This is a genomic window from Mycobacterium sp. NPDC049093, assembly GCF_040704635.1.
Classification (GTDB): Bacteria; Actinomycetota; Actinomycetes; order Mycobacteriales; family Mycobacteriaceae; genus Mycobacterium.
Map to the genome: position 1 here is coordinate 456060 of NZ_JBEZJS010000004.1, position 20330 is coordinate 476389.

Here is a 20330-nt window from a genome sequence, read left to right on the forward strand (position 1 = left end):
TTACAACAAGGTGTTGGAAAGTGATCAACTGCAGTGGCGAAGCGGCCTGTGATTCTCGCAAACTTGCCCCGGACTTCACCCAGCCGCCAACTGCGGCGGGCAGTTAGGAGGAATCAACCCAATGACCGAGGTTGTCAACGCGGGCCAGAAGACCCCACCTGATACGTCATCGGACGGCCGTCCGGCCAAATTGCGCGGCCACCTCGGCGTGCCCGCGATCGTGCTGATGGTCGTGGCGGCCTCGGCGCCGCTGTCGACCATCGGCGGCAATGTGCCGATCGCGATGGCGTTGGGCAACACCACCGGCATCCCGGTCGCCTTCATCGTCGCTGGCGTCATCTTCGGCCTCTTCGCGGCCAGCTTCGTCGCGATGTCGAAGTACGTCACCGACGCCGGGGCCTTCTACGCCTACATCCGTGAGTCGCTCGGCCGGGCGGCCGGCACCGGTGCGGCCGTGCTCGCGCTCCCGGCCTACATGGCGACTCTGATCGCCGTGGCCGCCTACGACGGCGTCATCCTCAACGAGCTGATCACCCGGTTCGGTGGACCTGATCTGCCCTGGTGGTTGTTGACCGGCGTGGTGCTGGCTGCCGTCGGTTGGCTCGGCTACCGCGACATCGATCTCAGTGCCAAGGTGCTCGGTGTCTTCCTGGTGTCCGAGGTCGCGATCCTCATGGTGGTGGATCTGGTCATCGTGGTGCGCGGCGGCGAGCACGGTCTCACGGGTGACTCGTTCACCCCGCAGGGCATCGCCGGCGGATTCGGCATCGCCCTGCTGTACGCCCTGTGGGGATTCGTCGGCGTCGAGGCGACCGCGGTTTTCCGGGACGAGGCCAAGGACCCCGACCGCACCGTGCCCCGGGCCACCTACTGGGCGGTGGGCATCGTCGCGGTCTTCTACGCCTTCACCAGCTGGGCCCTCGTCGAGGGCAACGGCGGGCACGACGCCATCCAGCTCGCCACCGACGACCCCGACAACTTCATGGTGAACACCGCGGGCAAGTACCTCGGCATGGTCGGACGTGACCTGAACACCATCCTGTGGTCTGTCAGTGTCTTTGCGTGTGCCCTCGCGTTCCACAACATCGCGTCGCGCTACGCGTTCGTGCTCGGACAGAGCGGCGTGTTCTCGAAGAAGATCGGCAAGGTGCACGAGCGTCATGGTTCACCGTCGAACGCCTCGCTGGTCATCACCGTGGCCTCGTTCGTCGTGATGGGTATCTGTGCCGCGCTTCAGCTGGACCCGGTGTTGCAGATCTTCGGACCGGGTGGTGGCCTCGGCATCCTGGCCCTCGCGCTGCTGTGGCTGCTGACCACGATCTCGGTGGTGATTTTCTTTGTCCGGCGTGGCAACTCCACCGGCAAGGTGGTGCTGGCCTCGTTCGCGACGCTCGCCCTTGCAGCGGCCCTGGTGCTGGTGGTGTCCAACCTGACCCTGGTGGTCGGCGGCACTCCCGCGCTGGCGGCGATCTTCGGTGTGATGCCACTGATCTTCTTCGCAGTGGGCATGCTGCTGAGCCGACGGTCCACCGGGGAACTGGCCTCGATCTCGTCCGTCGGCTGACCGAACCCCGACGTCGGTGGCCACCTGCCGGGCAGGTGGTCACCGACGTGACTGGTCGCTGATACCGTCGGCTTCGACGCACCGCCGAGCAGTTGATCAGAAGGGAAGCGGCATGTCCGAGGACTCGTCGCTGAGTGTGGCGGCGGTCTTGACGATTCCACCCCTGGACCAGGGTTCAGTGGTCGCGGGCCACCGGGGACTGGCCCGCGAGGTCCGCTGGGTGGACATCATCCACGCACCCGCCGAGGACTTCGTCCGGCCCGGCGACCTGGTGCTCACCACCGGCGCCGACCTCAAACAACCCGGTGTGCGCGAATTCCTGGTTTCCCTGGTGGCCTCACCGGCCGCCGGCATCATTCTCAGCCCACCCCCCGATGTGGACGCGCGCGACCTCCTCGAGCTGCTGATCCCGCTCGCCGACCAGCATGCGTGCCCATTTGTCCTGCTGCCCTGGGAAATTGCCTTCGCCGATGTCCAGAAGACCATCCTGCCGCTGATCGGTCCTTCCCCGCCGGACACCGGGGTTCAGATGGTCATCGGGCGCCGCGTGCGTGACGATCCCCAGTGGGGCGAGGCCGCCGACAGGTTCGCCAACGCATTGCACGAATTGGCGCTCGCCGCCGGCCTCACGGTCACGTCATCGGTCACCGATGATCTGGTCATGGGCCATTTCTCTTCGGCCCCAACGGAATCCACGGTGTCCGGATTGGTCGATTCCGCACAGCGACTCAGCAGGCTCCCCGACGACCTCGTGACCTGGGCACTGCTGGCGCCCGCGCCCGGCCATGCGGTCACCGTTGCCGCCCCGGTTTCGCCCGCCCTACCCGAAGGCCCGGTCGGTCCCATGCAGTTCGCCGAGGTGCTGCGTCAGCACCCGCGCAGCATGGCGTCCGTCCTGCAAACGCTTCAGCCGCTCATCGACTACGACAAGACCCGGCGTGGACAACTGGTGCACACCCTGGAGATCCTGCTCGACGAAGCGACGAACACCAGTGCGGCGGCGCGGGCGCTGTTCCTGAACCGCCACTCGCTGCTGTACCGGATCAAACTCATCGAGGAACTCACCGGGCTGTCACTCAAGAACCCCGCCGACCGTTTCCAGCTGGAGGTCAGCGTGCGGGTTCACCACATCAACGAAGCGCGCTGACCTAGCGTTCGTACTGTCGCGGGTCGACGTTCAGGTGCGCCGAGACGTCACCCACCATCTCCACGTCGACCTTGCGTTCGGTGAAGTGCCAGCCCTCGTCATCCCGCGCGAACGTGTCGAAGTACCGCCCGACGACGATGGGCTGTAGCGGAACGGCTTTCGGGCCGTCCGGGACGTGTTGCACGACGCAGAACGTCGAGCGGGCTTCGGCCCGGTCGCCGTCGAGTTCGACGATCGGATTGAGCACCAGGTGACGGGTTCGGGTGCGGTTGCCGTGCTCGGGGAACCGGCGCGTGGTGTGGGCGAACAACTTCGCGATGGTCTGGGCTCCAGAGACGCTGCCGGAAGCCGGGCCGCCGAAGGTGGCCCGGCCCAGTAGCTCCCCGACCCCGTCGAAGTCGCCGGCGTCGATCAGCTCGGCATAGCGGTACAGCAGCTCTGTGACGTCAAGCTTGTCCGCGAAACTCATGCAACCTGTCCCTTCACCACCGGTAGACCCGGGTCACTGGCCGCATCCAGCGGCGACGGTTCTGCCCCGGCCGCGATCAGGTGTGCCGCGAACGAGGCGATCATCGCGCCGTTGTCGGTGCACAACCGCGGCCGCGGCACCCGCAGCGCCAGACCCGCTGCCGCGCAGCGTTCCTCGGCGAGTTCACGCAGCCGCGAGTTGGCCGCCACCCCGCCCGCGATGAGCAGGGTGGAGACCCCGAGATCGGTGGCGGCGCGGACGGCCTTGGCGGTCAGCACGTCGGCAACGGCCTCCTGGAAGCCGGCCGCCACATCGGCCTGGGAGGCCTCCGGATGAGCTTCCACGTAGCGGGCGACCGCGGTCTTCAGTCCCGAGAAGCTGAACACGTACGGGTCGTCACGCGGCCCGGTCATGCCGCGGGGAAAGACGATGGCGTCACGGTCCCCGGTGCGGGCCAGCTCGTCGAGCACCCGTCCACCCGGATAGCCCAGCCCGAGCAGCCGGGCCACCTTGTCGTACGCCTCACCCGCGGCGTCGTCGACGGTGCTGCCCAACTCGATGATCGGCTGCCCCAGCGACCGGACATGCAGCAGATGGGTGTGCCCGCCCGAGACCAGCAGGCCGACACTTTCGGGCAGCGGCCCGTGGTCGTACACGTCGGCGGCCAGGTGCCCGCCGAGGTGATTGACCCCGTAGAAGGGAACGTTCCAGCCGGCGGCGTATGCCTTGGCGGCGGCCACCCCGACCAGCAGCGCCCCGGCCAGACCGGGGCCGATGGTCGCGGCGACGACGTCAGGCCGCTCGATGCCTGCGGCGTCCAGCGCCCGGCGCATGGTCGGGCCCAGCGCTTCCAGGTGCGCGCGCGAGGCGATCTCGGGAACGACGCCGCCGTAGCGGGCGTGCTCGTCGACGCTGGAGGCGACCTCGTCGGCGAGAAGCTTGACGGTTCCGTCTGCGGCGAGATCGGCGATGCCGACTCCCGTTTCGTCACAAGAGCTTTCGATGGCCAGGATGATCACGTCGGGCCCCCTTGGGGAAGGCGTTGCATGGTGTAGGCGTCGGCGCCGCTGGCGCGGTAGTACCGCTTGCGCAGGCCGATGTTGACGAATCCGACGCTCTCGTACAGCGCGATGGCCGGTTCGTTGTCGGTGCGGACCTCCAGGAAAACCGTTCCGCCCGAAGCGTAGTCGAGCAGGCCGTCGAGCAGCCTGCGCCCGATCCCCTGCCCCTGGAACTCGGGATCGACACCGATGGTGTGGATCTCGTACTCGTACGGGCGCATCCGTCCCAGCCGGGAGATCCCGGCATAGCCGACCAGAACGCCGTCGCTGCGGGCCGCGATATACCGATTGTGCTTGGCGTCGAGTTCGGCCAGGAACGCCCGGGCCGGCCATGGGTCGTCGCCGACGAACAGCTTGGCTTCCAGCTCGGCACACCGCGTGGCGTCGGCACGGGTGAGTGCGTCGTACACGGTCACTTCCGCACCGCCGCAGAAGTTTTGGGCACAGAGGGTTTCGCGTCGGGCCGACGCAGATACAGCGGCACCAGCGGCTGCGGATCGCCCCAGTCGCCCACCGCCAGCACCAATCCCGCCGGCGTCGGGTACACCACGTCGAGCCGGGGCAGCGCGAACAGGGCCGCGTGATCGGGTGAACCGGCCACCGCGGCCGAAGGCTCCAGTGCCACATCGGCGGGTGCGTTGACGGCGGGCCCGTCGACCCGAACTCCGTCGCGGTAGCGCGCCCAGTACACCTCGCGCCGCCGCGCGTCGGTGACCACCAGCACGTCGCCGTCGGTGTGAACACCGATGGCGTCCAGGCTGCACACCCCGTGCACCGGAACACCCAGTGCATGACCGAACGCAGCGGCACTGGCCATCCCCACCCGCAGCCCGGTGAACGGGCCCGGTCCGCAGCCGACGACGACCGCGTCGAGCTCCGCGACAGTGATACCGGCATCGGACACGGCACCGAGCACGTTGGGCGTGAGCTGCTCGGCGTGGGCCCGGGCATCCAACGTCACCCGTTCCGCGAGAGTGCGCACGGCGCCGTCCTCGGCGCGGTGGACCACGCCGGCGCTGACCGCCGGGGTCGCGGTGTCGATGGTCAAGATGTTCATGGGGCGCTCCACTGCCAGATCACCGTGCGCGTCTCGGTGTCGGTGTCGCGCTCGATGCGGATGTCCAGGTGATGATCGGAGAGCCGTTCGGCCAGGCCCTCGCCCCACTCGACCACCACCACGGCGTCGTCGAGATCGGTGTCGAGGTCGAGCGCATCGAGCTCCCCCAACAGGTCGACGCCGGGATGGTCGAGCAGCCGGTACATGTCCACATGCACCATCGCCGGTCGGCCGGCCTGCCGGGCGGGATGCACCCGGGCCAGCACGTACGTCGGGGAGACCACCGGCCCGTCCACGTCCATCGCCGCCGCGATGCCCTTGGCCATCACCGTCTTGCCCGCCCCCAGCGGACCCGACAACACCACCACGTCACCGGCTTTCAGCCCCGCGCCCAGTGTCGCGCCCAGGGCGATGGTGTCCTCGGTGGTGGCGAGCTCGGCCGTGCCGGCGCTGCGCTCAGCCACGGAACCGGACCCGATCGCGGACCCGGCGGGACAGCGTGACGAGTTTGGAGGGGGTAGCCCGCTCCACCAGACGGACCAGTGCGTCGTCGATCACCACGGGCTCCTCAAGCTGGACCAGATGACCGGCTCCCCCGACGATCACCAGTTCGGAACGGGGTAGCTGTGCGGCCATGGCCTTTGAGTATTCCATCGGGGTGAGCAGGTCCCGGTCACCGCAGGCGATGAGTGTCGGCACCTTGGCCAGTACCCGCAGCGCCCCGGCCTCGTCGTGGACCTCGAGGGCGTGCAGGAATTCGACCAGCGTGGTGATCGACGTGCCGTGCATCATCCGCTGGGAGAACTCGACGACGCTGGGGCTGACCGACTCGTCGCCGTAGGACGCCGCGCGCAGGATCGGCCCGATCACCGACCGGGCCGCGCCGCGGGTGCGGTGCACAGCACCGGGGGCATAGCGGGCCAGGAACCGCACCGCCTCCAGCGCCGGGTTCCGCAAGATCTCCCCCAGCGGTGAGCGCGCCACACCTTCGACGGCCGAGGAGATCACCGCGGCGCCGACGATCTGTTTCGGGTAACGGTGCGGGAACTGCCGGGCATGCGAGAGGACTGTCATGCCGCCCATCGAATGGCCGACGAGTACCGCGGGTCCACGTGGGACTGTCACGGCCAGAACGGCTTCCAGGTCGCGCCCGAGTTGTTCGACGGTGTAGGTGTCCGGCGGCGCCGTCCCCGACTGTCCGTGGCCACGCTGGTCGTAGAACACCATCCGCACCTGCGGGCCCCACTGATCGGCCAGCCGGGTGCGCTGAAAGTAGAAGGCGCCCATGCGCAAACAGAATCCGTGGGCGAACACGACCGTCAGCGGTGCGTCGTTGGGGCCGACCTCACGCACGGCCAGCGGCACCCCGTCAGCTGTCGTCACCACGGAACTTCGGTCGGCGTCCAGACGCTCGAAATCTTCACCCAGGTAGGGATCCTCGCCGGTGCTGCGCCGGGTCAGGGACCGCGCCACCGACCTGCCCGCCACCGTGCCCACGGCGGTGAGCCCGGCGGCACCGGCCAGCCACTGAGCATTGCGACTCAACGCTCGCGACCTGCCTGCAGATAGGTGCGGGTGATCCGGCCACGTGGGCTGGTGGCCACCTCGTAGTTGATGGTGCCGAGCAGTTCGGCCCAGTCCTGGGCGGTCTGTTCGCCCTGGGCGCCGGGACCGAACAGGATCGCGTCGTCCCCTTCGGCCACGTCGGTGGCATCCGGGCCGAGGTCGACGACGAACTGATCCATGCAGATCCGCCCGACGGCCGCGCGGCGCCTGCCCTTGATCAGCACCTCGATTCTTCCGCTCAACGAGCGGAAGATGCCGTCGGCGTAGCCCACCGGCAGCAGCGCCAGCGTGGTGTCCCGGTCGGCGATCCACCGGTGACCGTAGGACACCCCGTCGCCGGCATGCACCGAACGGACCAGTGCGACAGGGCATTTCAACGTCATGGCGGGAATCAGACCCATGTCGCCACGCTCGGGGATGGGGCTCAGCCCGTAGACCGCGATCCCGGGTCGCACCATGTCGAACGCCAGATCCGGCCGGGTCATGGCGGCGGGCGAGTTCGCGATGTGGGCCACCTCGAACACCACACCCTGCTCGGCGGCCTGCTCGCGCATCGCGGTCAGGCGCTTGCCCTGCAGCTCGTTGAACGGGTTGTCGGGCTCGTCGCCGTGCACCAGGTGACTCATGATGCCGCGCACCCGGATCGCGCCATCGGCCTGGGCCCGGGCCAGCGCGGTGACCATCGCGGGGAAATCTGCCGGGCTGACGCCGTTGCGGCTCAAACCGGTGTCCACCTTCACCGTGACCGTCGCAGCGCGGCCGGTCTGGCGCACGGCGGCCAGCACGTCGTCGAGCTGGCGCACCGAGGACACCGCGACCTGCACATCGTTTTCCAGTGCCGGCGTGAAGTCGGCGCCCGGCGGGTGCAGCCAACACAGCACCGGAGCGGTGATCCCGCCAGTCCGCAGCGCGACCGCCTCGGCGATGGTCACCACCCCGAGCTCGGCGGCCCCGGCGGCCAACGCGGCCTTGCCCACCTCGACGGCACCGTGGCCGTAACCGTCGGCCTTGACCACAGCCATCACCCGGGCGGCGCCGGCATGTTCACGCAGCAGGCGGACGTTGTGGTCGATCGCGCCGAGGTCCACCACCGCCTGCGGCGATGCGTGTGGGGTCAGCGAGGTCGCGCGTTCGGTCGTCTGCATGTCATATCACCGCCGACCATTGTCCCAGAGGCACAAATCCGGCCTGATCAGCGGACCGGCCCGGCCCATCTAGTGCGCAAACGGCTGCAGGTCGTTGAACGCTCCACGCGGCTTGAGGGCATCGAGGCGCCCGAGCACCGTGATGGTGTCCTCCTTGAGCGCCCGGGCCAGATCGGCCGAGAACCCCTCGCGCACGACCACCCGCAGCACCACGACATCCGTGGCTCCCTCGGGCATGGTGTAGGCCGGCACCTGCCAGCCGAAGGAGCGCAAACCCTCCGACACGTCGAACTCGGTGTAGCCCGGCTTTCCTTTGAGCCGGAAGCTGACCACGGGAATGGCCGAACCATCGGTGATCAGCTCGAAGTGTTCACTGTCGCGCAGCTCGTCCCCCAGCCAGCGCGCCGTCTGCGACAGGCACTGCATCACCTGGGTGTACCCGGCCCGGCCCAGCCGCAGGAAGTTGTAGTACTGACCCACCACCTGGTTACCGGGCCTGGAGAAGTTCAGGGTGAACGTCGGCATGTCCCCACCGAGGTAGTTGACCCGGAACACCAGGTCCTCGGGCAGGTACTCCTTGCTGCGCCACACCACGAAGCCGATGCCCGGGTAGGTCAGCCCGTACTTGTGACCGCTGACGTTGATCGACACCACCCGCGGCAACCGGAAATCCCACTCCAGGTCGGGGTGCAGGAACGGGACGACGAACCCGCCGCTGGCGGCGTCGACGTGGACCGGGATGTCCAGGCCCTTGTCTTGCGCGAGCTGATCCAGCGCCGCACAGATCTCGGCGATCGGCTCCAGCTCCCCGGTGTAGGTGGTGCCCAGGATCGCGACGACACCGATGGTGTCCTCGTCGACCGCGTCGAGCACCTGCTCGGGGGTGATCACGTAGCGCCCGTTCTCCATGGGCAGGTACCGCGGTTCGACGTCGAAGTACCGGCAGAACTTCTCCCACACCACCTGGACGTTGGAACCCATCACGAGGTTGGGTCTTCTGGAATTCCAGCCGTCCTTTCCTGACCCGACCTTCTCGCGCCACCGCCATTTCATTGCCAGGCCGCCCAGCATCACTGCCTCGCTGGAGCCGATCGTCGAGACTCCACATGCGGCCGAAGCGTCATCGTCGCTCAGTCCTTCGGCGTGGAACAGGTCGGCGACCATGCTCACGCAGCGCGCCTCGATCGCCGCGGTCGCCGGGTACTCGTCCTTGTCGATCATGTTCTTGTCGAACGTCTCGGCCATGAGCTTCTCGGCCTCGGGGTCCATCCACGTGGTGACGAACGTCGCGAGGTTCAACCGTGAGCTGCCGTCGAGCATGAGCTCGTCGTGGATGAACCGGTAGGCCGCACCGGGTTCCATCGCATCGTCGGGCAGGCGCAGCGACGGAACCGGGGCCATCGCCAATCTGCCGGTGTAGGCGGGCGAGATGTGCGGGGCGCGATGGTGCTTGTGCGGCATGGAATTCCTTTTCTTCTACAGCGCAGCGATTGCCGCGCGGACATGAGCGAGGATGCGTGACGCCGAGGTCGGCGCCGGGTTGGGACCGGGATCGGCCGCCGACAGGTTGGCGGCGCGGGCATGGACGAAGGCGGCTGCGGCCGCGGCTTCGCCGGGGGGCAGTCCGGCGGCCAGCAGGGATCCGATGATCCCGGACAGCACATCTCCGGAACCGGCTGTGGCGGCCCATGATTGGCCCGCGGGGTTGAGATACGTGGTGTGCCCGGGTGAGGCGATGACGGTGACGTTGCCTTTGAGCAACACGGTGGCACCGAGTCGCTCTGCCAGACCGCGGGTGGCGGCGACGCGGTCGGCGCCCGGTGGATCTCCTGCCAGCCGTTCGAATTCCCCGGCATGCGGGGTGAGCACGGTCGGTGCGCCGCGACCGGTCAGCAGGCCGGGGTCGGCGGCCAGCAGAGTGAGACCGTCGGCGTCGACGATCACCGGCAGATCGGTTTCGAGTGCGAAACGCAGCGCGGACTTGGCCGTGTCATCGGTGCCGAGCCCCGGCCCGACCACCCAGGCCTGAACCCGCCCCGCCTCCTGAGGACTGGGTGCGGCGATCACCTCGGGCCAGTGTGAAAGCACCTGCGGTCCGGCACTTCCCGCATAGCGGACCATGCCGGAGGTGGCGGCCACCGCAGCTCCGGTGCTCAACACCGCCGCACCGGGATAGGTCGCCGAGCCGGACACCACGCCCGTCACCCCTTGGGTGTACTTGTCGTCGTGTGGTCCCGGTATCGGCCAGATCTCCCGGACGTCGGCTACCTGCAGGCCGGCCAGATCGGTGGGCGCCAGATCCAGACCGATGTCGACGAGTTCGACGCGACCGCAATCGCCCAGTGCGTGTACCGGTTTGAGGCCGCCGAACGTGACGGTCAGGACGGCATGCACATGGGGGCCGTCCGCGGCGCCGGTCTGCACGTCGAGGCCGCTGGGGATGTCGACGGCGACCACGGGTGCGGTGTTGGCCTCGAACAACGCCGCAGCGTTGGCGCGCAGCGGACCGCGCCCGGAGATACCGACGACGCCGTCGATCACCAGATCAGTTGCCGCAGAGATCCCGGACACCACCCGTCCCCCGGCGCGCCGGAACGCCGCCAGACCCTTGGCGTGAGTCTTCTCGGGATTGAGCAGGACGGCATCGGCAGCTGCTCCGCGTCGGCGCAGGAACGTCGCCGCCCACAGTGCGTCGCCGCCGTTGTCACCGGAACCGACCACCGCACAGATCCGTCGACCGGCCACACCACCGGTACGCAGCTTCAACTCGGCCACGATCGCCGTTGCCAGGCCATAGGCGGCGCGGCCCATCAGCACCCCGTCGGGCAGCGATGCCAGTAACGGCGCTTCGGCGGCACGGATCGCATCGGCCGAGTAGTAGTACCGCATCCGCTCCGCTCCGCTCGATGTGTCGTCGACTTTGCCGCGCGCCAACAGGTTACGTGTGTTTGCTGTCGAGCGTCACCGAAAGTGACGTCACGGCTGCTACGGAGTCTCTGCAGCGACCGCTGTGTCACGTTCGCGTGATCCGGGCGATCGTGGCCGGGACTGAGCGACAACCGTGTGGCGGCTCAGTCGCGTCCTTCAGCGGAGCGCATGCCCGACATGAGCAGGTTCAACCCGAACTCGAACCGCGCGTCGAAGTCGAGCAGTTGCTCGACGGGGCTTGACGCGAGGTGTGGATAGTCGCCGGCACGAACCACACCTTCGAGCGTCTCGGTCTCGCCCCCGGCCGCGCCCTGTTGTTCCAGCACTTCACCGAGGACGTAGCAGAACAGTGAACTCGCCGCCCACAAGGCGTATTCACGGGCCAGACCGCCGGCGCGGGTACTGCCGACGAGCGTGTCGACGAAGGTCAGGTTGGCCCGCTTGGCGGCATAGTTGCCGCCGACGATCCGAGCTCCGTCGCGCTGTGCCAGCAGGGCCGAACGGAGTCCCGCAGCAAGACTTTTGACGCGGTGAGTCCATTCCGGATCGGCCATGTCGGCGTTTTCGAGTGCCTTCGCCAGAATCGTCTCGGCCATCTCGTCGATGAGGGCGTCTTTGCCGTCGACCAGTCGGTAGATCGTCGGCAGGTGCGCCTGCAGCCGGTCGGCCAGCCGGCGCATCGTCAGCGATTCCAGCCCGCCGTCGTTGACCAGCGCCAAGGCTTCTCCGACCACGCGGTCCACCGACAGCTTGGCCAGCGCCACGCGATCGCGACCAGTCGAGGAGGTTGACACGTTAACGATGTTAACACTACCCTCTGACCTGCAATTAACATTGTTAACAGCCAAGGAGGGTGTGACGTGGGCGAACTGACAGCCGACGGGATCGGCGTCGCCGTCCGCCAACTCCGTTGGGAGTCCGACGGCGTGGTGTCTGTGCAATTGCAGCCGCCTTCCGGCGAGCTGCTGCCGGCCTGGGACCCCGGCGCACACATCGATCTGCTCCTGCCGACCGGCATCCAGCGCCAGTATTCGTTGTGCGGGCCGGTCGGTGAGCGGTCGTACTACCGCATCGGGGTGCGGCGGGAACGCACCAGCCGCGGCGGTTCCGAGTACGTGCACGCGTTTCTGCGCCCGGGGCAGCAACTCACGGTTGCCGGGCTACGCAACACCTTCGAGCTGCATCGGGCCACCTCATATGTGTTCGTGGCCGGCGGCATCGGGATCACCCCCATCCTCCCGATGATCCGTCAGGCCGAAACCTGGGGCCTGGACTGGAAACTGCTCTACGGCGGGCACACCGCGACCTCGATGCCGTTCTCGGACGAACTCCGCGGATACGGAACGCGCGTGGGCTTCTACGCCTCCGACGCAGACGGTCGCATCCCTCTCGATGAGCAGTTCGCGCAGGTCCGGCGCGGTGCGAAAATCTATGCGTGCGGCCCCTCGGCGCTGCTGTCGGCACTGCAGGACGCCACCGCCCACTGGCCGGCCGACAGTCTGCATCTCGAGCGCTTCAAACCACGCAAGCGGGCGGCATCCGCCGAAGACAAACCGATCGAGGTGGTGTGCGCCACGTCGGACAGGACCGTCAACGTCGAAGCGGGCCAGAGCATCCTCGCCGCGCTCGAAGGTGCCGGGATCAATACGCCGTCGTCGTGCCGATCCGGGATCTGCGGTGCCTGCGAGACCGCTGTCGTCGAGGGCGTCCCCGACCATCGGGACGACATTCTCTCCGAGTCCGAGCGCGCCGCCAACGATCGCATGTTCGTCTGCGTTTCCCGGGCGCAAACTCCCCGGCTGGTTCTCGACATCTAGGGAATTCGATGATGAAAACCACAGGCACAGCGGCAGACTCGTACTCCCCCATCACCATGGACCGCGTCAGGGAGATCGTCGGGTACCCGGAACGGTTCATCGCCGAGAAGAAGGAGCCGAAGCTCGGGGAATTCTCGGCTCGGTTCATCGCGCACAGCCCGTTCTTCTGCATGGCCACCGTGGGTGCCGACGGACAGCTGGACACCAGCCCGCGCGGAGACCCTCCGGGATCGGTACGGATCCTCGACCCGTGGACGCTCGCCATCCCCGACCGGCCGGGCAACAAGCTCGCCGACACCCACGAGAACATCACCAAGCATCCCGCGGTGGGACTGGTCTTCTTCGTGCCGGGTATCCGTGAGGTGATCAGGGTGAACGGGGACGCGTTCGTCACCGACGACCCGGAGCTACTCGAAATGCTCAGCGCCGACGGCAAACCCGCGGTGCTGGCCACCATCGTGCGCATTCGCGAAGTGTTCGGGCAGTGCGGCAAGGCCGTGATCCGGGCCAAGCTCTGGGAAGGCGACAGCCGGGGCCTGGCCGACGCCGTGACATTGGGCGGGGACTTCTACACCCTCTCGATCACCGAGAGCGCGGCGAAGATGGCCGAGAAACTCGGCGACCTGGCCGGCTCGCTTCATGCCGTGATCGACGACCACTACGAGAACGAGCTGTACTGACCTCAGACTGCTGCGGTCGCAGCGGCGGGTTCAACCGTCACCTTGATGGCCTCACCGTTCTGCACGATCGAGAACGCGTCGAGCACATCATCGAGCGGGATGTGGCGCGTGATGAGGTCTTTCACCGGCACCTGACCGGTCGAGATGTACTGCAGCGCACGCTTGTTGTGCTCCGGTGCGGAACCGTTGGCACCGTGGATGTGCAACTGCCGGTAGTGCACCACGTTCGAATCACAGGTGATGGTCGGGTTTGTCTTGGGCAGTCCGCCAAAGAAAGAGATTCGCCCGTTTCGGGCCGCCATCGCGATGGCCTGTTCCTGGGTGATGTTGGCCGCGGTGGCGGTGATGACGACGTCTGCACCGCGGCCACCGGTTAGTTCCATCACCTTCTCGACGACGTCGACCTCCGCCGCGTTGATCACCTCGTCGGGATGGACAGCGTCGGCCGAGATCTTGAGCCGGCTTTCGTTCACGTCGACGAGATAGACCGGGCCGCAGTTGTGCACGCCGCGCGCGATCCGGGTGTGCATGCAGCCGATGGGTCCGGCACCGAACACCACGACGGTGTCACCTTCTTCGATCCCGAGCAGATCCTGCGCGTTGATCGCACACGCGAAAGGTTCGGCCGCCGACGCCTCGTCGTAGCTGACATTGTCCGGAATCCGGTTCAGCCCATCGACCTTGAGCACCTGGCGCGGAACGATCATGTACTCGGCGAACCCGCCGTCGTACTGGTAGCCCATCGATGTCTGGTTCTGGCAGACGGCCATCCAGCCCTTGCGGCACTCGTGACATTCTCCGCACGGGACCGCCGCGATGACCTGAACCCGGTCCCCCTCGGCCCAATCGGTGCCATAGGTGGAATTCACGTCAGCACCGACTTCCACGATGTCACCGGCGATCTCGTGGCCGATGGTGCGCGGCGGGGTCAGGTTCTGATGTCCGTTGCGCAGGATCTTGACGTCGGTGCCGCAGGTGGAGCAGTTGCGCACCCGGATCTTCACCTCGTCGGGACCGCACTGGGGCTCCGGCACATCCTCGAGCCGGACATCCTCGGGGGCGTAGAAACGCAGGGCTTTCATGACGGTCCTCTCGACGGCGGGCAGGGACTGGCGATAACCGGGTTGGTATCAGCACCCTAACGCCAATGTGGTCATAAAACCACATTTTCTGATGCCCATTTGAGCCCAATTGCTTGCGCATGTGCCCATTTGTGCGGTGTACTGGGAGTTCATGTGACCGGCGTCACCCAGCAGGCCGGCCAGATCGGAGGTCGTCAGATGTCCACTGTCGAAGCGCCACGCACCGGAGTTCGGGTGTACGTGCAGAAGCTGGGCACCTCGCTGTCGAACATGGTGATGCCGAACATCGGCGCCTTCATCGCCTGGGGCCTGATCACCGCACTTTTCATCGAGCAGGGCTGGCTGCAGGCCATCTTCTCCGGGCTCAGGGACCCGGACGGCTGGGTGGCCAGGATCGGCGGCTGGGGCAGCTACGACGGCGCCGGGATCGTCGGCCCGATGATCACCTACCTGCTGCCCGTCCTGATCGGATACACCGGTGGCCGGATGATCCACGGCAACCGTGGTGCCGTCGTCGGCGCGATCGCCACCATGGGGGTGGTCGCCGGTGCCGACGTCCCGATGTTCATGGGCGCGATGATCATGGGCCCGCTGGGCGGCTGGGCAATGAAGAAGGCCGACGCACTCTGGGACGGCAAGATACGGCCCGGCTTCGAGATGCTCGTCGACAACTTCTCCGCAGGCATCCTGGGCATGCTGCTGGCCATCTTCGGGTTCTTCGGTATCGGGCCGATCGTGTCGTCGTTCACCCGCGCCGCCGGAAACGCGGTGGATTTCCTGGTCAACAATGACCTGCTGCCCCTGACCTCAATACTCATCGAGCCGGCGAAGGTGCTGTTCCTCAACAACGCCATCAACCACGGAGTCCTGACACCACTGGGGACCACCCAGGCGCTGGAGACCGGCAAGTCGATCCTGTTCCTGCTCGAGACCAACCCCGGCCCCGGCCTGGGAGTCCTGTTGGCGTTCATGGTGTTCGGGCGCGGCGCTGCCCGCGCCTCCGCTCCGGGCGCCGCGATCATCCAGTTCCTCGGCGGTATCCACGAGATCTACTTCCCCTACGTGCTGATGAAGCCCAAGCTCATCGCCGCCACCATCCTCGGCGGCATGACCGGCGTCTTCATCAACGTGCTGTTCGGTTCCGGACTGCGCGCACCGGCCGCACCCGGTTCGATCATTGCGATCTATGCGCAGACCGCCGGCGGCAGCTTCCTCGGTGTGACGTTGTCGGTGCTCGCGGCCACCGCGGTCTCGTTCGCCGTCGCCTCACTGCTGCTCAAGACCGATCGTGCCGATGCCGAGCCCGATCTGGCTGCGGCCACCGCCGAGATGGAGGCACTCAAGGGCAAGAAGTCCAGCGTGGCTTCCGCCCTGGTCGGTGCGCCCAAGGGGCCGGTGTCCAGCATCGTGTTCGCCTGTGACGCCGGTATGGGGTCCTCGGCGATGGGTGCGTCGGTGCTGCGCAAGAAGATCCGGTCCGCAGGCTTCGCTGACATCGCGGTGACCAACCAGTCGATCGCGAACCTCACCGACACCTACGACTTGGTGGTCACCCATCGCGATCTGACCGATCGTGCCCGCCTGAAAACCGCCTCCGCCGTTCATGTCTCGGTCGAGGACTTCATGAGCTCCCCCCGCTACGACGAGATCGTCGAAATGTTGCGGGACACGAACGCGGCTGCCGGTGCGGTCGCCACGGATGAGCGCTTGCGCGAAGACCAGAAAGCTTCGGAACGACCCGAGAGCACCGGGGCCGAGGTTCTGCCCCTCGAATCGATCGTCCTGGCCGGCTCCGCGACCTCGGCGGACGCCGCCATCGACGAGGCCGGTGCTCTATTGGTGGCAGCGGACTCCGTCGAGCCGGCCTACGTGGATGCCATGCACGAACGCGAGAGGTCGGTGTCGACCTACATGGGCAATGGTCTGGCCATCCCGCACGGCACCAACGAGGCCAAGACCGCGATCCGCCGTACCGGGATCTCGTTCGTGCGCTATCCCGAACCCATCGACTGGAACGGCAAACCCGCCGAGTTCGTCGTCGGCATCGCCGGGCTGGGCAACGACCACATGGCTCTGCTGACCAAGATCGCCCATGTCTTCCTCGACAAGGACGAGGTGGCCCGGCTCCGCGCGGCGACCACCGCAGATGACGTGCGTGCCGTGCTTTCCGACAGCAAATAAGCGACGCCACACCCGGGTGCCCCAGAATGGCAAGCGTGGATTCAGATACCCGCCAGAGTCGCATCGTCGAGTTCGCGCGCAGCCGGGGCCGTGTCGAGGTGCTGACGCTGGCCGACGAACTCGACGTCGCGGCCGAGACCATCCGCCGCGACCTCAAGGCGCTGGCCGGGCGACGACTGCTCAAACGGGTGCACGGCGGGGCGATCCCACTGGAGACCGCCGCGTTCGAGTCCACCGTCGAATACCGCAGCCAGGTGGACCTGGCCCAGAAGCACCGCATCGCAGCCGCGGCAGCACAGCTGTTGCACGGCGCCGAAACCGTCTACCTGGACGAGGGTTTCACACCACGGCTGATCGCCGAGCAGCTCGCCGACCAGGAACTGACCGTCGTGACATCCTCGCTGCTTGCCGCCGAAGCGCTGGCGCACAGCGAAACGGTGACCGTCCTGATGATCGGCGGGCGCATGCGCGGACGCACCCTGGCGACCGTCGACCACTGGGCGGTGGAGCGTCTGAACAGCCTGGTCATCGACATCGCATTCCTGGGCACCAACGGGATCACCGCTGAGCACGGCCTCACCACACCGGATCCCGCGGTGGCCGCGGTGAAGCAGACCGCGGTGAAGGTCGCGCAGCGGTGCGTACTGGTGGCCGCGCATTCCAAGTTCGGGGAGACGAGTTTCTGCCGGTTCGCAGACGTCGCCGACTTCGAGTCGATCGTCACCGGCGCCGAGTTACCCGTGGAGGAAGCACAGCGTTATGAAGCGCTGGGGCCGTCGGTGCTCCGCGCCTGAAGACGGTTCCGAGGCTCACACCTCGTCCCAGAATCGGCCCGTCCGCTGCGCGATCTCCTCGGGGTACTCACCGTTGATGGCGTGAGAAGCATCGGCCCAGAGTTCGACTTCCCCGCGCGCCAGCACCTCTCGCGCCCGCGCCACGGCTCGCTCCGGGTCGAGCATGACGCTGCGGCCCGCGATCAACGCCAGCACCGGCACGTCGAGACTCCGCAGTTCCTCGTCGCTGAACAGTTCCGGCATCGGAGTATGCAGCGTGAAATCCTTTGCCCCGGCATCGATCAGTGCAGATTCGCTCGCGGCGCCCTCAAGGTCGGCACCACCGGCGATCCAGCTGTGCACCCTCCGGCGCCAGCTCCTCGGTACGCCCGGGGCGAACAGCGCCACCGAGGCCACAATGGCCTTGGCCGGGATTCCGGTGAAGGTGAAAACCGGGTCGAGCAGGGTCAGCGAGGCTATCCGGCCGGGCCGGTGCACCGCACAGTTCGCTGCCGTCCAGCCGCCCATCGATACCCCGAGTAGATGCGCCAGATCCAGCTCGAGACCGGCCAGCACCTCATCGAGCCACTGTGCCGTATCCGCGCCTCCGCGAACCACCTTGTGCTGCACCGACAGACCGGCCTCACCGAGTAGGTCGATCGCATACACCGTGCGCAGTTGCAGCAACGGCCCGAGGTTGACCCGGTACATCGGCGTCGACGCGTTGCGGCCCGGCAGCAGCACCACCGGCGCACCCGAATCCGGTCCGGCGAACCGGTAGGCCCGGACCGTTCCGAACGAGGTTGGTACATCGAATAATTCGAATGGCGGCAGGGTCGCCATCCCGGCTCGGTAGGCGTCCAGGAAGTGCTCGAACGCCGACTCGGAGACGAAGGCCCCCAACCTGTCCCGGGCCCACCGTCGGGCAATGTTGACCTTGGGAACCCGCAGATCCATCAGACGGCGCGACGGCCCTACTCGACGGTGACGGACTTGGCCAGGTTGCGTGGCTTGTCGACGTCGTAACCCCGCGCCCGCGCCACCCCGGCCGCGAAGACCTGCAGCGGGATGGTCGACAGCAACGGCTGGAAAAGCGTTGACACCGCGGGGATCTCGATCAGGTGATCGGCGTAGGGGCGCACCGTGTCGTCCCCCTCCTCGGCGATCACGATCGTCACCGCACCACGCGCCTGGATCTCGCGGATGTTGGAGAGCAGCTTGGCATGCAGCATCTGCGCGTTCTTGGGTGACGGCATCACCACGATGACCGGCAGGTCCTCGTCGATCAGCGCGATCGGGCCGTGCTTGAGCTCGCCGGCGGCGAAGCCCTCGGCGTGCATGTAGGCCAGCTCCTTGAGCTTGAGCGCACCCTCCAACGCCACCGGATAGCCGACGTGCCGCCCCAGGAACAGCACCGTGGGCGACTTCGCGAAACGCTGCGCCAACTGCGCCACCGGCTCGATGCCGGCCAGCACCCGGCCGATCATGTCCGGCATGGCTTCCAGATCGTGGTACTCGCGCTCGACCTCGTCGGGGTACTTGGTCCCGCGGGCCTGCGCCAGCGCCAACCCCACCAGGTAGTTCGCGGCGATCTGGGCCAGGAACGTCTTGGTGGCGGCCACGCCGATCTCCGGCCCGGCCCGGGTGTAGAGGACTGCGTCGGCCTCGCGCGGGATCTGGCTGCCGTTGGTGTTGCAGATCGCCAGCACCTTGGCCTTCTGAGTCTTGGCGTGCCGCACCGCTTCCAGGGTGTCGGCGGTCTCGCCGGACTGCGAGATGGCGATCACCAGGGTGCTGCGGTCCAGCACCGGGTCCCGGTAGCGGAACTCGCTGGCGAGCTCGACCTCGACGGGCAGCCGGGTCCAGTGCTCGATGGCGTACTTGGCCAGCAGACCCGAGTGGTAGGCGGTGCCGCAGGCGACGATGAAGACCTTGTCGATCTCGCGGAGTTCCTGATCGCTCAGGCGCTGCTCGTCGAGCACGATGCTGCCGTCGACGAAATGGCCCAGCAGGGTGTCGGCGACCGCGGCGGGCTGCTCGGCGATCTCCTTGAGCATGAAGTAGTCGTAGCCACCCTTTTCGGCGGCGTCGAGATCCCAGTCGATGTGGAACTCGCGGTAGTCGCGGCCGGCCTGCAGGTCATCGCGGCCGAAGAAGTCGGTGATCCGGTAGCCGTCGGCGGTCAGCACCACGGCCTGGTCCTGGCCCAGCTCCACGGCGTGCCGGGTGTGCTCGATGAACGCCGCCACATCGGAGCCGACGAACATCTCGCCGTCACCGATACCGACCACCAGTGGGGTGGACCGACGCGCGGCCACGATCGTTCCCGGATCGTCGGCGTTGGCGAATACCAGGGTGAAGTGGCCTTCGAGGCGCTGAAGCACGGCCAGCACGGAGGCCGGGAAATCGCCGGCGGTGGCGCCCTGTGCGTACTGACGGGCCACGAGGTGCACCGCCACCTCGGAATCGGTGTCGCTGGAGAATTCGACCCCGTCGGCTTCGAGCTCGGCACGCAGAACCGCGAAGTTCTCGATGATGCCGTTGTGGACGACGGCGATCTTGGCCGCCGCGTCACGGTGGGGGTGGGCGTTGCGGTCGGTGGGACGGCCGTGGGTGGCCCAGCGGGTGTGGCCGAGGCCGGTACTGCCGGTCAGGATGCCATCGTCGGTCTCGGCGAGGGCGGTCTCCAGGTTGGCCAGCCGGCCGGCGCGTCGACGCACCGTCAACCCGCCGTTGCCGTCGATCAAGGCGATTCCCGCGGAGTCGTAGCCCCGGTATTCCATCCGCCGCAGCGCGTCGACCACGATGCCGCGGGCCGGGCGCGCCCCGACGTAGCCGACGATTCCACACATAGGGTCCC

General features: G+C 67.4%; 19 protein-coding genes. 6 read left to right on the forward strand and 13 right to left on the reverse strand.

What is annotated here, in order from left to right:
- Nucleotides 1-121: 121 nt before the first annotated feature.
- Together AB0876_RS17795 and AB0876_RS17800 are read left to right on the forward strand one after the other, a co-directional pair.
- Complete coding sequence (locus tag AB0876_RS17795) at nt 122-1564, forward strand: APC family permease (protein ID WP_491837980.1); 1443 nt, start codon at nt 122-124, stop codon at nt 1562-1564.
- A 112-nt stretch (nt 1565-1676) separates the two neighbouring features.
- Nucleotides 1677-2711: a PucR family transcriptional regulator ligand-binding domain-containing protein gene (locus AB0876_RS17800; protein WP_491837979.1), complete on the forward strand. Its 1035-nt coding sequence runs from the start codon at nt 1677-1679 to the stop codon at nt 2709-2711.
- Nucleotide 2712: 1 nt separating this feature from the next.
- Here the strand turns inward: AB0876_RS17800 and AB0876_RS17805 are convergent, their stop codons facing one another.
- The 10 genes from AB0876_RS17805 to AB0876_RS17850 all read right to left on the reverse strand — a co-directional run bounded on the left by AB0876_RS17805 (nt 2713) and on the right by AB0876_RS17850 (nt 11731).
- Complete coding sequence (locus AB0876_RS17805) at nt 2713-3180, reverse strand: nuclear transport factor 2 family protein (RefSeq protein WP_491837978.1); 468 nt, start codon at nt 3178-3180, stop codon at nt 2713-2715.
- The gene (tsaD, locus tag AB0876_RS17810; protein ID WP_491837977.1) at nt 3177-4199 is read right to left on the reverse strand and encodes a tRNA (adenosine(37)-N6)-threonylcarbamoyltransferase complex transferase subunit TsaD; all 1023 of its coding nucleotides are present in this window, start codon (nt 4197-4199) and stop codon (nt 3177-3179) included. The genes AB0876_RS17805 and tsaD overlap by 4 nt, the downstream gene beginning before the upstream one ends.
- Nucleotides 4196-4657 carry a ribosomal protein S18-alanine N-acetyltransferase gene (rimI, locus tag AB0876_RS17815; protein WP_491837976.1) on the reverse strand — a complete coding sequence of 154 codons (462 nt, stop codon included), beginning with the start codon at nt 4655-4657 and terminating at the stop codon, nt 4196-4198. Before rimI ends, tsaD begins: the two co-directional genes overlap by 4 nt.
- The gene (tsaB, locus tag AB0876_RS17820; protein WP_526042519.1) at nt 4654-5298 is read right to left on the reverse strand and encodes a tRNA (adenosine(37)-N6)-threonylcarbamoyltransferase complex dimerization subunit type 1 TsaB; all 645 of its coding nucleotides are present in this window, start codon (nt 5296-5298) and stop codon (nt 4654-4656) included. Before tsaB ends, rimI begins: the two co-directional genes overlap by 4 nt.
- The gene (gene tsaE, locus AB0876_RS17825; RefSeq protein WP_055109778.1) at nt 5295-5762 is read right to left on the reverse strand and encodes a tRNA (adenosine(37)-N6)-threonylcarbamoyltransferase complex ATPase subunit type 1 TsaE; all 468 of its coding nucleotides are present in this window, start codon (nt 5760-5762) and stop codon (nt 5295-5297) included. Before tsaE ends, tsaB begins: the two co-directional genes overlap by 4 nt.
- On the reverse strand, nt 5755-6843 hold the full coding sequence (locus tag AB0876_RS17830) for an alpha/beta fold hydrolase (protein WP_491837974.1): 1089 nt from the start codon (nt 6841-6843) through the stop codon (nt 5755-5757). The genes tsaE and AB0876_RS17830 overlap by 8 nt, the downstream gene beginning before the upstream one ends.
- Entirely contained in the window at nt 6840-8009 is a 1170-nt protein-coding gene (gene alr, locus AB0876_RS17835) for an alanine racemase (protein ID WP_526042520.1), read from the reverse strand. The genes AB0876_RS17830 and alr overlap by 4 nt, the downstream gene beginning before the upstream one ends.
- Nucleotides 8010-8078: 69 nt before the next feature.
- The gene (gene gad / locus AB0876_RS17840; protein WP_491837972.1) at nt 8079-9470 is read right to left on the reverse strand and encodes a glutamate decarboxylase; all 1392 of its coding nucleotides are present in this window, start codon (nt 9468-9470) and stop codon (nt 8079-8081) included.
- Nucleotides 9471-9485: 15 nt separating this feature from the next.
- Nucleotides 9486-10898, reverse strand: a complete 1413-nt coding sequence (locus AB0876_RS17845) for an NAD(P)H-hydrate dehydratase (protein WP_526042767.1) — start codon at nt 10896-10898, stop codon at nt 9486-9488.
- A 182-nt stretch (nt 10899-11080) separates the two neighbouring features.
- Nucleotides 11081-11731, reverse strand: a complete 651-nt coding sequence (locus AB0876_RS17850) for a TetR/AcrR family transcriptional regulator (RefSeq protein WP_526042521.1) — start codon at nt 11729-11731, stop codon at nt 11081-11083.
- Nucleotides 11732-11797: 66 nt separating this feature from the next.
- Between AB0876_RS17850 and AB0876_RS17855 the strand changes: the two genes are divergently transcribed.
- A complete protein-coding gene (locus AB0876_RS17855) occupies nt 11798-12754 on the forward strand; it encodes a PDR/VanB family oxidoreductase (protein ID WP_526042522.1) in 957 nt (318 codons plus the stop codon).
- Nucleotides 12755-12762: 8 nt separating this feature from the next.
- Complete coding sequence (locus tag AB0876_RS17860) at nt 12763-13434, forward strand: MSMEG_1061 family FMN-dependent PPOX-type flavoprotein (RefSeq protein WP_526042523.1); 672 nt, start codon at nt 12763-12765, stop codon at nt 13432-13434.
- Between the two features lie 2 nt (nt 13435-13436).
- On the opposite strand, the gene AB0876_RS17865 is transcribed toward AB0876_RS17860, so the two are convergent.
- Nucleotides 13437-14516 (reverse strand): zinc-dependent dehydrogenase, encoded by a 1080-nt coding sequence (locus tag AB0876_RS17865; RefSeq protein WP_526042524.1) that lies wholly within the window; start codon nt 14514-14516, stop codon nt 13437-13439.
- Nucleotides 14517-14714: 198 nt separating this feature from the next.
- Between AB0876_RS17865 and AB0876_RS17870 the strand changes: the two genes are divergently transcribed.
- Both AB0876_RS17870 and AB0876_RS17875 read left to right on the forward strand, forming a co-directional pair.
- Nucleotides 14715-16697: a PTS mannitol transporter subunit IICBA gene (locus AB0876_RS17870; protein ID WP_526042768.1), complete on the forward strand. Its 1983-nt coding sequence runs from the start codon at nt 14715-14717 to the stop codon at nt 16695-16697.
- Nucleotides 16698-16732: 35 nt separating this feature from the next.
- Nucleotides 16733-17491 carry a DeoR/GlpR family DNA-binding transcription regulator gene (locus AB0876_RS17875; protein ID WP_491837967.1) on the forward strand — a complete coding sequence of 253 codons (759 nt, stop codon included), beginning with the start codon at nt 16733-16735 and terminating at the stop codon, nt 17489-17491.
- A gap of 15 nt (nt 17492-17506) precedes the next feature.
- Here AB0876_RS17875 and AB0876_RS17880 read toward each other — a convergent pair whose 3' ends face one another.
- Together AB0876_RS17880 and glmS are read right to left on the reverse strand one after the other, a co-directional pair.
- Nucleotides 17507-18427, reverse strand: coding sequence for an alpha/beta fold hydrolase (locus tag AB0876_RS17880; protein WP_526042525.1), 921 nt, complete (start codon nt 18425-18427; stop codon nt 17507-17509).
- A 17-nt stretch (nt 18428-18444) separates the two neighbouring features.
- The gene (glmS, locus tag AB0876_RS17885; protein WP_526042526.1) at nt 18445-20322 is read right to left on the reverse strand and encodes a glutamine--fructose-6-phosphate transaminase (isomerizing); all 1878 of its coding nucleotides are present in this window, start codon (nt 20320-20322) and stop codon (nt 18445-18447) included.
- Nucleotides 20323-20330: the final 8 nt, after the last annotated feature.